Annotated in this window: 14 protein-coding genes and 1 pseudogene; 8 read left to right on the top strand and 7 right to left on the bottom strand. The window is 62.9% G+C overall.

The window, feature by feature from the left end:
• The first annotated feature begins 38 nt into the window (after positions 1–38).
• Positions 39–773: an SDR family oxidoreductase gene (locus AMK02_RS01500; RefSeq protein ID WP_064805842.1), complete on the top strand. Its 735-nt coding sequence runs from the start codon at positions 39–41 to the stop codon at positions 771–773.
• A gap of 16 nt (positions 774–789) precedes the next feature.
• Here the strand turns inward: AMK02_RS01500 and AMK02_RS01495 are convergent, their stop codons facing one another.
• Positions 790–1,353 (bottom strand): methylated-DNA--[protein]-cysteine S-methyltransferase, encoded by a 564-nt coding sequence (locus AMK02_RS01495; protein WP_064800363.1) that lies wholly within the window; start codon positions 1,351–1,353, stop codon positions 790–792.
• Positions 1,354–1,408: 55 nt separating this feature from the next.
• The gene (locus AMK02_RS01490) at positions 1,409–1,669 is read right to left on the bottom strand and encodes a hypothetical protein (protein WP_064800362.1); all 261 of its coding nucleotides are present in this window, start codon (positions 1,667–1,669) and stop codon (positions 1,409–1,411) included.
• Between AMK02_RS01490 and AMK02_RS01485 the strand changes: the two genes are divergently transcribed.
• The 3 genes and pseudogenes from AMK02_RS01485 (at position 1,668) to ybaK (ending at position 3,646) form a co-directional block, all read left to right on the top strand.
• A complete protein-coding gene (locus AMK02_RS01485; protein WP_064800361.1) occupies positions 1,668–2,729 on the top strand; it encodes a succinylglutamate desuccinylase/aspartoacylase domain-containing protein in 1,062 nt (353 codons plus the stop codon). The two genes, AMK02_RS01490 and AMK02_RS01485, sit on opposite strands and share 2 nt — an antisense overlap.
• Before the next feature lie 90 nt (positions 2,730–2,819).
• Entirely contained in the window at positions 2,820–3,170 is a 351-nt protein-coding gene (locus AMK02_RS01480; protein WP_064800360.1) for an ArsC family reductase, read from the top strand.
• A gap of 3 nt (positions 3,171–3,173) precedes the next feature.
• Positions 3,174–3,646, top strand: a pseudogene (gene ybaK, locus AMK02_RS01475) (Cys-tRNA(Pro) deacylase).
• Here the strand turns inward: ybaK and AMK02_RS01470 are convergent.
• Positions 3,647–4,090 (bottom strand): MarR family winged helix-turn-helix transcriptional regulator, encoded by a 444-nt coding sequence (locus AMK02_RS01470; protein WP_064800359.1) that lies wholly within the window; start codon positions 4,088–4,090, stop codon positions 3,647–3,649.
• 81 nt (positions 4,091–4,171) lie between these two features.
• Here AMK02_RS01470 and AMK02_RS01465 point away from each other — a divergent pair, with 81 nt between their 5' ends.
• The gene (locus AMK02_RS01465) at positions 4,172–4,855 is read left to right on the top strand and encodes a glutathione S-transferase family protein (RefSeq protein WP_064800358.1); all 684 of its coding nucleotides are present in this window, start codon (positions 4,172–4,174) and stop codon (positions 4,853–4,855) included.
• A gap of 131 nt (positions 4,856–4,986) precedes the next feature.
• Positions 4,987–6,240: an aminopeptidase gene (locus AMK02_RS01460; RefSeq protein WP_064800357.1), complete on the top strand. Its 1,254-nt coding sequence runs from the start codon at positions 4,987–4,989 to the stop codon at positions 6,238–6,240.
• On the opposite strand, the gene AMK02_RS01455 is transcribed toward AMK02_RS01460, so the two are convergent.
• Positions 6,188–7,099: an EamA family transporter gene (locus AMK02_RS01455; RefSeq protein ID WP_064800356.1), complete on the bottom strand. Its 912-nt coding sequence runs from the start codon at positions 7,097–7,099 to the stop codon at positions 6,188–6,190. The genes AMK02_RS01460 and AMK02_RS01455 overlap by 53 nt on opposite strands.
• A gap of 82 nt (positions 7,100–7,181) precedes the next feature.
• Here AMK02_RS01455 and AMK02_RS01450 point away from each other — a divergent pair, with 82 nt between their 5' ends.
• Positions 7,182–7,679, top strand: coding sequence for a MarR family winged helix-turn-helix transcriptional regulator (locus AMK02_RS01450; RefSeq protein WP_064800355.1), 498 nt, complete (start codon positions 7,182–7,184; stop codon positions 7,677–7,679).
• On the opposite strand, the gene AMK02_RS01445 is transcribed toward AMK02_RS01450, so the two are convergent.
• Both AMK02_RS01445 and xseA read right to left on the bottom strand, forming a co-directional pair.
• Entirely contained in the window at positions 7,680–8,270 is a 591-nt protein-coding gene (locus AMK02_RS01445) for an NAD(P)H-dependent oxidoreductase (protein ID WP_064800354.1), read from the bottom strand. It lies immediately after the preceding gene.
• A 2-nt stretch (positions 8,271–8,272) separates the two neighbouring features.
• Positions 8,273–9,853 carry an exodeoxyribonuclease VII large subunit gene (gene xseA / locus AMK02_RS01440; protein WP_064800353.1) on the bottom strand — a complete coding sequence of 527 codons (1,581 nt, stop codon included), beginning with the start codon at positions 9,851–9,853 and terminating at the stop codon, positions 8,273–8,275.
• Between the two features lie 338 nt (positions 9,854–10,191).
• Here xseA and AMK02_RS01435 point away from each other — a divergent pair, with 338 nt between their 5' ends.
• Positions 10,192–10,434, top strand: a complete 243-nt coding sequence (locus AMK02_RS01435; protein WP_064800352.1) for a hypothetical protein — start codon at positions 10,192–10,194, stop codon at positions 10,432–10,434.
• Between the two features lie 27 nt (positions 10,435–10,461).
• On the opposite strand, the gene AMK02_RS01430 is transcribed toward AMK02_RS01435, so the two are convergent.
• Positions 10,462–12,306, bottom strand: coding sequence for a hypothetical protein (locus AMK02_RS01430; protein WP_064800351.1), 1,845 nt, complete (start codon positions 12,304–12,306; stop codon positions 10,462–10,464).
• Positions 12,307–12,429: the final 123 nt, after the last annotated feature.

The raw sequence follows: 12,429 nt of genomic DNA, 5'->3' as shown, positions 1-12,429 counted from the left end.
TCGCCTCGAAAATCCTCAACCTGCTCATGGAGCTTCAAATGTCTGATATCGACGGAAAAGTCATTGCCATCACCGGAGCCAGCAGCGGCATCGGAGAGGCCACGGCAAAAGTGCTGGCCGCTGCCGGCGCGCAGATCGTGATCGGCGCACGCCGCAGCGACCGCCTGGAGGCGCTCGCCGGCGAAATCGAAATCAAGGGCGGGACGGTGCGCCTGCGAAAGCTTGACGTCACCGACCGTTCCCAAGTCGAAGCATTTGCCGGTTTTGCCAGATCCGAGTTCGGCCGGCTTGATGTCATCGTCAACAATGCCGGTGTCATGCCGCTTTCGCCGCTCGACGCGCTCAAGGTCGAGGAGTGGGACCGGATGGTCGACGTCAACATCAAGGGCGTCCTCTACGGCATCGCGGCCGCTCTTCCGATCATGAAGGCACAGGGATCGGGGCAGATCATCAACCTGTCCTCGATCGGCGGCCACAGCGTCTCGCCGACGGCCGCCGTCTATTGCGCGACGAAATACGCGGTACGGGCAATCTCGGATGGACTGCGACAGGAGACAAATCGCATCCGCGTCACCGTCATTTCTCCCGGCACGACGACCTCGGAACTGGCCGAGACGATCACCGATCCGACCGCGCGGGATGCGATGAAGGCTTTCAGGGCCATCACCATCAGCCCGGAAGCCGTCGCCAATGCGATCCTCTACGCCATCAGCCAGCCCGATGACGTCGATGTCAGCGAGATCATCATCCGGCCGACGGCCAGCCCGCATTGAGCTGCCGGCATCTCGCCTAAAAACCCAGCGATTGCTGGGCGGGCGGCGGCGGGGCGAGGCTGACGCCTTCGAGCTCCAACATGCGGGCCTTCGATGACGAACCGCCGGGAGCGGAGAAGCCGCCGATCTTGCCGCCGGCGGCCAGCACCCTGTGGCAGGGAATGATCAGCGCAACCGGGTTTTTCGCCATCGCCTGCCCGACATCGCGGGCCGCTTCCGGCCCGACCCCAAGCTCCTTCGCCAGCGCGCCGTATGTGGTCGTGCTGCCCCAGCCGACACGCCTTGCCGCCGCGTAGATATCCCGGAAGAAGGCATCCTGACCGGCAAGATCGAGTTCGACTCCGGAAAAATCTGTTTCCTCGCCTTGGAAATAGCGCTTTACGGCCGCGACCGTCTCCAGCACCTCAGGCGTCGGGGCGCCGGGTTGGGCATCCGGCAGGCGGCGCAGCAGCAGCCGTTCGGTCGCTTCCGCGGTTTTCGACGGCAATTGGAAACGGGCGATGCCGGCGTCGCTCCAGGCGATGCCGCAGAAGCCGCCGGCGGTTTCGAAGATGAGATAGTGATGTATCGTCTCGGCCATGACACGGCCTCCGCGTTTTCGATTAACACCAAAATCGTACGGAGCGACCGCTGTTTCAACCCGTTTCTTGCGCGTATGTTCTTTTTTCGTTCTTGATTTTCCATTTTGCCGGAATATCGTTCATTGCTCTTGAAACGATGAGGTGGTCATGACGACCTGACAGCTCATGAACCTGTTTTCCTTCGATTTCGGCTATGGCCAAAGTCCGCTGGGGCGGACTGATCGCAACGATGTCCACCGACCGTGGCTTGCGCGAGCCGGATTTCCGCGCATAAAACTCGGAAAAGCTGTTCGATTGCAAGCGAGACAAAAACATGGACGTTTCGGAGATCATTATCCCGGGCGATACGCCGGGAACGGAGTGGCGGCTGCCGGTGCTGCGTTTTGTGGGCCGTGATCCGAAGGCTCCGAAGGCCTATATCCAGGCGGCGCTTCACGCCGGCGAGCTGCCGGGAACGGCGCTTCTGCATTTCCTTTGCGAACGTCTGCGGCGAGCGGAAAGCGAAGGCGCAGTCGCCGGCGACATCACCATCGTGCCGCAGGCCAACCCGATCGGCGCGGCGCAATCGCATTTCGGCGAATTGCAGGGCCGTTTCGATCTCGGTTCCCGCACCAATTTCAACCGGGATTTTCCGCTGATCAGCGCCACCGATCGCGCAATGCTGGCGGAAGATCTCAATCATTATCCGGCTACCGACCAACTGAAGCGGCAACTCCTGGACATGGCGCTCGGCGCCGATCTCGTCCTCGATCTGCACTGCGACGACGAATCGCTGCAATATGCCTATATCGATGAGGCCTTCTGGCCGGAGGCAGCCGATCTTGCCGCCGCGCTCGACATGGAGGCGGTGCTGCTTTCGGATGGCGAAAGCTCGGCCTTCGAGGAGGCCGTCGGATTCGCATGGAAATATGCAATTCCCGGTGAACGACAATCCCGGCTGCCGGGCAAGCTTTCGGTCACGGTCGAGCTGCGCGGCAAGCGCGACGTCGATCCGCTGACGGCGAAGCGGGATGCTGAGGGGCTCTGGCGTTTCCTCGCCGCACGGGTGATCGTCAGCGACGACAGAATGGCGCCGGCCGTGTTTGCCGGTCCCGCCGTGCCGCTCGACAATGTCGAGATCATTCGCGCTCCCGAGGGCGGCACCGTGCTCTTCCATCGCACGATCGGCGACAGGGTCGCGGAGGGCGAACTTCTGGCAACGATCGTCACCCGGCCCGGTCAGCCTGACGGCAGCATCGACCTGCATGCGCCGCAAGACGGGCTGATCCTGACCCGAACCTCGGATCGGCTGGTGCGCCGGCGCGGCGACCTGATGAAGATCGTCTGCGCCAGGGCGAGCAAGTCCGCACGCAAGGCCGGCACGCTGGAGAGTTGAGCAAGCACTGCCCGGGATAAATGCCGGGCGGCATTTGCGCCGGCTCTGGCGCATGCTATCCCGCTGCCATCACAGGGAGACCGATCGGGCATGGCCGTCACCATTTATGGGATCAAGAATTGCGACACGATGAAAAAAGCCCGCAGCTGGCTGGAAGAACACGGCGTCGCCTATGAGTTTCACGATTATAAGGCGTTCGGCATCGACCGCGCCCATCTCGAAGCCTGGATCGACGAGGCCGGCCTCGATACGGTGCTCAACCGCGCCGGCACCACCTTTCGCAAACTGCCCGATGCCGAGCGCGAGAATCTGAGCCGGGAAAAGGCGATCTCGCTGATGCTCGACCAGCCGTCGATGATCAAGCGGCCGGTGCTGGAGACGGAAGGCAAGCTGGCGATCGGCTTCAAGCCGGAGAATTACGCGGATATGTTCGGGCGCTGAGCAATGTCCAAGACCACGCGCGCGACACAGGTTCTTTCCCAGGCAGGCGTCGCCTTCACCATCCACACCTATGATTATGACCCGGGCGCGGAGCGCGTCGGGCTGCAGGCGGCGGAAGCCCTGGGTGAGGCGCCGCAGCGGGTGCTGAAGACGCTGATGGCCGAGTGGACGGCAAGCCGGTCTGCGTTGTCGTGCCGTCGGATCGCGAAGTCAGCATGAAGAAGCTCGCCAGCGCCTTTCACGGCAAGTCGGCCAATATGATGAAGCCGGCCGATGCCGAGCGGCTGACCGGCTACCATGTCGGCGGCATCAGCCCCTTCGGCCAGAGGAAGGCCGTGCCGACGGCGATCGAGGAAACCGCCTTCGCCGAACCGTTGGTCTATATCAATGGCGGACAGCGCGGGCTGCAGGTGCGGCTCGATCCGAAGGATGCACTGAAGGCGTTGAAAGCGGTCGGCGCGTCATTGATCGCCTGATCAGAGGAAACGGGCGAGCAGACCGGAAATCGCCTTCGCCTCGTCTTCGGCAAGCTTGCTGCCGACATGGGTCTCGATCGCTGCGGCATAGACAGTCCACATCCGCGCGCGAAGGGTTCGGCCGTCATCGGTAATCAGAACCCAGCGCCCGCGGCCATCCCCAGCGAAGACTTCGCGCCGGACCAGGCCCTCTCTTTCCAGCCGGTCGATCAGCCGCGAAAGATTATACTGCGCCAGCAGGGTCCGCTCCTCGATCTCGTAGGGCCGCAGCTTGCCGTCCTTCGAGCGCGCCAGTTCCCATAGCACGTCATACCAGGCAAGCGGCGGCATGCCGGCCGCTTTCAGATCGGCTTCGATTGCGGCGAGCAGCCGTTCGCGAGCGCGGATGATGCTGGTCCAGGCAGAGGTGGCGGCTTCGCTCGGCTTCGGTGTCTTTTCCATCATAGATGCAGATACATTTATCTTGCGCAAAGCCGCAAGCGCCATTATATGCAAATGCATCTATTAAACAGCGAGGAGACGTTCATGAGCAAGCTTACCCTCATCAGCCATCATCTCTGCCCCTATGTGCAACGCGCCGCGATCGCACTTCGCGAAAAGGGTGTTCCCTTCGAGCGCATCAACATCGACCTTGCGAACAAGCCGGACTGGTTCCTTGAGATCTCGCCGCTCGGCAAGGTGCCGCTGCTCAGAATCGAGGAACAGGATGGCGGCGAGGCCATCCTCTTCGAAAGCAGCGTCATCTGCGAATATCTGGAGGAGACGCAGGCGGGATCTGCCCTGCATCCTGCCGATCCGCTTGCCCGCGCCCGCCATCGCGGCTGGATGGAATTCGGCTCGTCCGTGCTTTCCGATCTCTGGGGCTATGAAACGGCCACGGAGGTGGAACAGCTGGAGGCCAAGCGCAAGGCGCTCATCGCCAAGTTCACGACGCTAGAAGGAGCACTCGCGGATGGACCTTATTTTTCCGGTAGCAGCTTCAGCCTCGTCGATGCCGTCTTCGCGCCGATCTTTCGGTATTTCGATGTTTTCGACAGGCTGGGAGATAGCGGCATCTTCGAGGGGCTCGAGCGGGTGACGCGCTGGCGGAGCGCACTCCGCGAACGCCGGAGCGTGCAGGTCGCCGTCGGCGAAGATTATCCGCAGCGGCTGATGGAGTTCCTCGACAAGCACAATTCGATCCTGCTCAGGCTGCCTGTCGCCGCCTGAGACATCAGGCTGAAACTGGTCGGGCATCTCGCCCGGCCGCTTTCAAATCGGCAGCTCTGTGCTTCATTTTCGCCGCAAACGGGTCTAAGCCTTTCAGCCTCTAGCGTCGATGACAGAAGGCAGGTTGAACCATGACTTTCATGCCCCATAGCCAAAACACCGTTGATCCCGTCAAGCTGGAGAAGCTCGCGGAAGTCGCCGTCAAGGTCGGTTTGCAACTGCAGAAGGGCCAGGACCTGGTGATCACCGCGCCTGTTGTGGCGCTGCCGCTTGTGCGCCTCATCACCAAACACGCTTATCAGGCCGGCGCCGGGCTGGTGAGCGCCTTCTACTCCGACGAGGAAACGACGCTGGCGCGCTTCCAATATGGCAGCGACGAGAGCTTCGACCGCGCCTCCGACTGGCTCTACGAGGGCATGGCCAAGGCCTATGCCAACGGAGCGGCCCGTCTGGCGGTCGCCGGCGACAATCCGATGCTGCTTTCCGAACAGGATGCCGGCAAGGTCGGCCGCGCCAATCGCGCCACATCAACCGCCTATAAGCCGGCGCTGGAAAAGATCTCGAATTTCGACATCAACTGGAACATCGTCTCCTATCCCAACCCCTCCTGGGCCAAGGTGGTCTTCCCCGACGACCCGGAGCCGATCGCGATCGCCAAGCTCGCCAAGGCGATCTTTGCCGCCTCGCGTGTCGATGTCAGCGACCCCGTCGCCGCCTGGGCGGAGCACAATGCCAATCTCGCCAAGCGCTCCGCCTGGCTGAACGGCGAGCGCTTCGCCTCGCTGCATTTCAAGGGGCCGGGCACCGATCTGACGGTCGGCCTCGCCGACGGACATGAATGGCACGGCGGCGCCTCCACCGCGAAGAACGGCATTACCTGCAATCCGAATATTCCGACCGAAGAGGTGTTCACCACGCCGCATGCATTGCGGATCGAAGGTCATGTCTCGAGCACCAAACCGCTGTCGCACCAGGGCACGCTGATCGACAATATCCAGGTGCGCTTCGAAGGTGGGCGGATCGTCGAAGCCAAGGCGACACGCGGCGAAGAAGTCTTGAACAAGGTGCTCGATACCGACGAGGGTGCGCGCCGGCTCGGCGAAGTGGCGCTCGTGCCGCATTCCTCGCCGATCTCGGCGAGCGGCATCCTGTTCTACAACACGCTGTTCGACGAAAACGCCTCGTGCCACATCGCGCTCGGCCAGTGCTATTCCAAGTGCTTCCTCAACGGCGCGACCCTGAGCCAGGAGCAGATCAAGGCGCAGGGCGGCAATTCCAGCCTGATCCACATCGACTGGATGATCGGCTCCAACAAGGTCGATATCGACGGCATCACACCGGACGGCTCGCGGGTTCCGGTGATGCGGCAGGGCGAATGGGCCTGAGCAGCATCATCGTGCGCTGACTGAGCCAGACGCCGGCAAGCACCAGGGCGAAACCGGCGATCTGCACCGGCGTCAGACTCTGGCCGAGCGCCAGCCAGCCGAGCAGGGTCGCGACCACAGGGCTCAGAAAGCCTAGCGAGGAGACCGCCGAAGGCTCGATGCGCGACAGACCGCGGAACCAGAGCAGATAGGTGAAGGCTGCGCCGATCAGACCCAGATAGGCAATGCCGACGATGTTTGCGATGCTCGGCGCCGGCAGCGCTGGTTCGAGGAAGAGCGCAAAGGGCACCAAGAGAATGCCGCCTGCCGTCAGTTGCCAAGCGGTGAAGGTGAGGTTCGAAACCGGCGGCGCCCAGCGCCGTGACAGCACGGTGCCGAACGCCATCGAGACGGCGCCGGCGAGACCGGCTGCGACACCCACGAGATCGAGGCTCGCCCTGGGCGTCAACACCAGCAGTCCGACGCCGACCATACCGGCGAGACCGGCCAGGACGGCAAGCGGCCGGACCGGCTTGCCGAGGAAAAGCCGCGACAGGGCAACGACGATCAACGGCTGAACGGCACCGACGGTTGCGGCAACGCCGCCCGGCAGCCGGTAGGCGGAGACGAACAGCATCGCCCAGAAGAACGAGAAGTTCAACGCACCGAGAAGGAAGGCGCGGCCCCACCAGACGCCCTTCGGCAGCTTCCGAACAATCAGCAGCAGAAGCAGGCCCGCCGGCAGGGCGCGCAGCAGAGCAACCGTCAACGGATAGCCCTGGGGCAGGAAGGATGTGGTGACGAAATAGGTGCTGCCCCAGATGGCGGGGGCGATAGCGGTCGTCAGCACGTCGGTGAGATAGCGCGAATTTGTCTTCATCCAAAGAATCTCTACTTCAAGATAAATTCGAACATAGCGCAATTTATCTTGACGTCAAGGTATGCGATGGTATCCATCCCCCATGGGTGAAGCGAAGCAAGATCATGTCGACCGGATTCTGGCGCAGTGGCGGCGCGAGCGGCCGGACCTCGACGTCGAACCGATGGGCATTCTCGGACGGCTGAAGCGCCTCGGCACCCATCTCGGCCGCGAAATCGAGGCCGTTCTCATGCAGCACGGGCTTTCCACCTCTGCTTTCGACGTGCTGGCCACACTTCGCCGCTCCGGCACACCTCATCGGCTTTCGCCGGGCGAGCTCCTTGAGATGACGATGGTCAGCTCCGGCACAATGACGAACCGGATCGACCAGTTGGAGAAGGCGGGCCTGGTCGAGCGCATCGTCAATCCGCAGGATCGGCGCAGCGTGCTGATCGCGCTGACCGAAAAGGGGCTTGCGACCGTCGAAGAGGCGGTCGGCGCCCATGTCGCCAATCAGCAGCGGCTGACGCGCAACCTGACGGCCGGGGACAGGGCCGAATTTGACCGGCTGCTGAAGAAGTTCCTCGCGGATTTCGAATAGTCAAATGGCGGCGAGCGCCTTGCGGACACGCTCCAGATGCGCCTTGCGCCTGGCTTCCGTGGCGCGGTCCATGTCATGCAGGCTCAGCATGCGGAAGACGAGCTTTTTCGAACAGAAGCTGGCGATACCGCGCTTCAGCAGGCGGCGGACGGGATTGCCCATATAGAAATGCACCAGCCACCATGGCGAGCCCGTCGTCGTCAGCGCATAGAGCAGCCTGATATTGGTGAGCTCCGGCACGATCCGGCCGCCGGCGGCATCATGCGTGAAGGCCACACCCGGCGCGAAGACGCGGTCGAAGAAGCCTTTCAGGATGGCTGGGAAATTGAACCACCACTGCGGAAAGACGAGGACGAGACCATCGGCCGCCTTCAGCCGGGCCACCATGTCGGCCACATCAGAGGTGCCGTAGGGCATATCGAAGTAAGCACGGCGCTCGGCTTCGGAGAGGCGTGGATCGAAATTCTGAGCGTAGAGATCGACGAGGTCGACGGCATGGCCGGAGGCTTCCAGGGCTTCGCGAGCCGTGCGTGCCACCGAGGCGGCAAAACTTTCCGGCAGCGGATGGGCAAGCACCAGCAGGATCCGCATCGTCAGAACAGGCTTCCCTGCTTCGTCGGCTCCGCCGGTTTTGTGCTGCGCTTCTTGGTGCCGCCAGGCGGAGTGCCGCCTTCCGTGGTCATAGCCCCAATACGGCCGTCGGCAAATTCGATGGCGATGCCCATGCCGGCGGAGAGTGCGGCCGCTTGCGAGACCGGCCTGTTGTCCTCATCGCGAATGACGGCGTAGCCGCGCTTCAGCACGTTCTTGTAGGAGAGCGACTGCAGCACGCGATCCTGCGCCGAGAGCTCGGCGCGGGCGCGCGTCAGCTGGTGGCGGATCGCCGTATCGGCATGGCGGGAAAGATTGCCGAGACGTTCGCGGGAGCGGCCGGTTTGCGCTTTCAACCGTGCCGGCAGCGAAGCAAGGATCGCCTCGGCACGCTCGACACGCGATGTCGAGCGGTCGATCAGCCGCTCGACCATGCGCTCGGCCCGCACCATCCGCTCGTTCAACATCTGGCGGCGCTCGGCAAGGCGACCGGAAAGAAGGTCCGGGCGCAGATGTGTGGCGACGCGCTCGAAGCCGCGGCGCTTGTTGATCGTATTGAGCTCCAGTCCGCGGCCGAGGCTGGCCGCCGCCTCGTCGAAGCGGCGGCGCGGCAAGGCGAGAAGCTGATCGAGCGAGGGCAATGCCCGCATCAGACTACGGACGGACTGGCGGCGCTGATCCATCTGCCGGTTCATACAGCCCTGCAGGCGCGCGGCAAGCGCCGCAGCCTGCGCCTCGAGCTCCGCCTTGACGGGCACGGCCATTTCCGCCGCCCCGGTCGGCGTCGGAGCGCGGACATCGGCGGCATAGTCGATCAGCGTCCAGTCGGTCTCGTGGCCGACGGCCGAGATCAGCGGTATGCGGCTTTCGGCCGCTGCGCGCACGACGATTTCGTCGTTGAAACTCCAGAGATCTTCCAGGCTGCCGCCGCCGCGCGCGACAATCAGCACATCCGGGCGGGGGATGGCGCCGGCGGGCTCCAGCGCATTGAAGCCGCGAATAGCGTTCGCCACCTCCTCGCCGGATCCCTCCCCCTGGACCTTCACCGGCCAGACGAGAACATGCACGGGAAACCGGTCGGAGATGCGGTGAAGGATGTCGCGGATGACGGCGCCGGTCGGCGAGGTGACGACGCCGATCACATGCGGCATGAAGGGCAGCCGCTTCTTGCGAGCGGCATCGAACAAGCCCTCGGCGCCGAGCCTGCGTTTACGCTCCTCGATCAGCGCCATCAGCGCGCCGGCCCCTGCCGGCTCCAGCATCTCGATGACGATCTGATATTTCGAGGAGCCGGGAAAGGTGGTGACCTTGCCGGTGGCGATCACCTCCATGCCTTCCTCGGGGCGGAACTTCAGCCGCGAGAAAGTGCCCTTCCAGATAACGGCGTCGATACGGGCGCGATCGTCCTTCAGCGCGAAATAAGCGTGGCCGGAGGAGTGCGGACCGCGATAACCGGATATTTCGCCGCGCACGCGAACCTGGTCGAAAGCGGTTTCGACGGTGCGCTTGATCGAGCCGGAAAGCTCCGAAACCGAATATTCGGCAAGGTTGGTCGGCGAATCGCTGTCGAAGAGGTTGCTCATCCCTCCTTTCTATTTCCATTGGCGGGAAACGGGAAGGTCGCGACCGCAGGAGAGACCCGTTTTCCCGACTGCTGAACCGTTGGCGTGGCAAAGTCATCGCCGTTCCATCAAGCTTCATGCTCCAGGCATTGCGTGCATGCGGTCGTTGCAGCAGCAAGAATGACAAGAAAAACGGGAAAATTCGCTTCGCCGGGGAACGCATAGATAAAAAGCGCGTTTTACCCGAAAGGGATTGCTAACCACCGCAATACAAAGGATTTTCAGCCCAGAGAGCCGGTAAATCTTTGTTAGTTGGCGCTTCCTATGCTTCCCCTCGTTCTCTCTGGGAAGGTGCTGAAATGATTATTCTCACAGCAGCAGCATTGGGCATCAGCGCCGGGTTAATGCGCTCGGCCGCCAGCATCGCGTTGGTGGCCGCGCTGATCGGAATGAGCTTCACGCTGGCGGCGATAACCTCGCCGGGGCCGGTTTCACTTCTGGCGCTTGTTTATGCCATTCTCGGCTACAATGGTGGTCTTATCCTCTTCGTGCTCGGGCTTTATGCCAGCGACCGTCTGCGGGCCGTCCGCACGTCTCACTGACGTCGGCGCAACATCAGGCTGTCGGCGTCAATTCGCCGTCGGCCGGTAACGGAAGAATTGGACGCCCGTATCCGGCACCTTCGCCAGCGGTTCCAGATAGGGCGGAATATTCCCCTTGCCGAGTTCGGCATAGAGCCCATCCGGCTTCAGTTTAGCGAGTTCGCGCGTCTGCAGGTCCTTCGGGCAGAAGGCAAGCGTCGTGACACGGGCCCCCTTCAGGAAGGCTTCCGCCTCCTGCGGCTTTGCCAGGCCGATATGCATTTCCGTCAGCATGCCGCCCTGATCGCGATGATAGGGGGCGGAGAGAACCCGATTCTGCGTGAAGCGGAGGATCGGTACACCCATTTCCGATGGCGCGGAGACCAGGCCGGGCGGGAGTTCCGCAAGCGATGCCAGCGCCTCTTTCGATGTGCAGGAAAGCGCCTTTGTCGGCTCCGCCGCCTTCTGCGCATCGTTCTCCATCTGCATTGAAACAAGCCCGCCGCCGACGGCCCAGACCGCCGGAACGCTTGCGAGTACGGTCATCACATAGACGAAGGCGACGGCGACATTCTCGCTGTCGCTGTTGGAGATGCGCCTGACATCGATGATCAGCAGGGCGAGCGGCAGGATCGAAAGCAGGTTCGAGAAAGTAGCGCCGCGCACCTGGACCAGCGCGATCGCCCAGCTCGTGGCGAGCAGAAAGAGCAGGACCAGGTGGATCTGCACGCGGTCGCGCCGAATGATGCGAAAGATGCAGACGGCAATGCCGAAGAGACCTGCCGCGTAGAAGGCGCCGACCGAGGTGGGATCGGTGCGCGCCAGCGCCAGGAGCGATTGGGCTTCCGAAATATGCCGCAGCCAGAGTTCGACCAGCATCGGATCGAGACCGCCCAACGGATCGCTCAGGCATTGCGGTGCGATGACGATCGCCGCACCGAAAACGCCGGCGCCGACAAAGGCGAGTGCGGCAAAGCGTAAGGGCCGACGCAAGCCGCTCGCGAAAACGGCCGAAAACAACAGGAGGCCGCTGCCGATCGCCGCCAGACTGTAATAGCCGAGCGAGAGATTGTCGCAGGTGACCATCGAATAGAGCCGGGGCGGCACCGTTGCGAAGAAAAGAATGTTGATCGCAATCGTCAGCGACAGCCCGAAGGCCCGGGCGGGGATGGCGAAATTCTCGCCTTCCCATGCCCAGAGCAGGGCGACCGTGAGGCAGACGACAGCGACGAAAGGGGTGGTCTCGGCGCCGATGGCGATGGCGACAGCCGCCGCAACGCCGGCGACCGCGTAGCTCCAACCGCGACGCTCGGGATCCACGAGCATCGCCACCATCGTCGCGACCAGCGCCAGCTGCGCATTGTGATGATCGATGGCGCCCGGAGCGAAGCGGTTTCCGGTGTAGATCGCCGGAGCGGTGAGACCGAGAGCGATATGCATGCCGGCAACCCCGCCGATCCGCCGGCCCGCCACGCCTATGGCGAGCATGGCAGGAACGATGAGCGATACGGGCCAGACGGCGAGCGCCAGCGCCTCGGCGGTTTCACGCGGCGCAAACAGCCCGAAAAACCGGATCAGCGAAGCGATCGGCAGATCGATCAGCCTCGACCAGTGCATCAGCGTACCGCCGGCAAGGCCGAGACGATATTGCATCAGATCGAACCAGCCTTGGCCGGCAAGAAAATCGCGAACCTCGACGAGACGCATGCCGTCGTCATTGTCGGGACCAACATAATCGGTGGCGCCGGAGAATTTGGTAACAAGGATAACGGCGGCGAGGATAACACTATAGGCAATGACAGCCGGCCAGAGACGCGTCATGAGGCCCCCGAGCCGGCTCCTGCGGGCGGCGGTCACGGCGGATGCATCAGCGATCGGCTGCACGGCGTTCATCGTGGTTAGCGCTTCGTTTCCAGATGGCCGAACCTTAGCGGGCGCCGATCAAGAAAGTGTAAAGCCGTCTGCGACCGCAGCCGATTTTGCCTGCGTCATAGCGTCTTATTAACGCTGCGTGAT

The sequence above is a fragment of the Rhizobium sp. N731 genome (genome assembly GCF_001664145.1).
Taxonomy (GTDB): Bacteria; Pseudomonadota; Alphaproteobacteria; order Rhizobiales; family Rhizobiaceae; genus Rhizobium; species Rhizobium esperanzae.
This window is presented reverse-complemented; position numbering and strand designations above follow the sequence as displayed.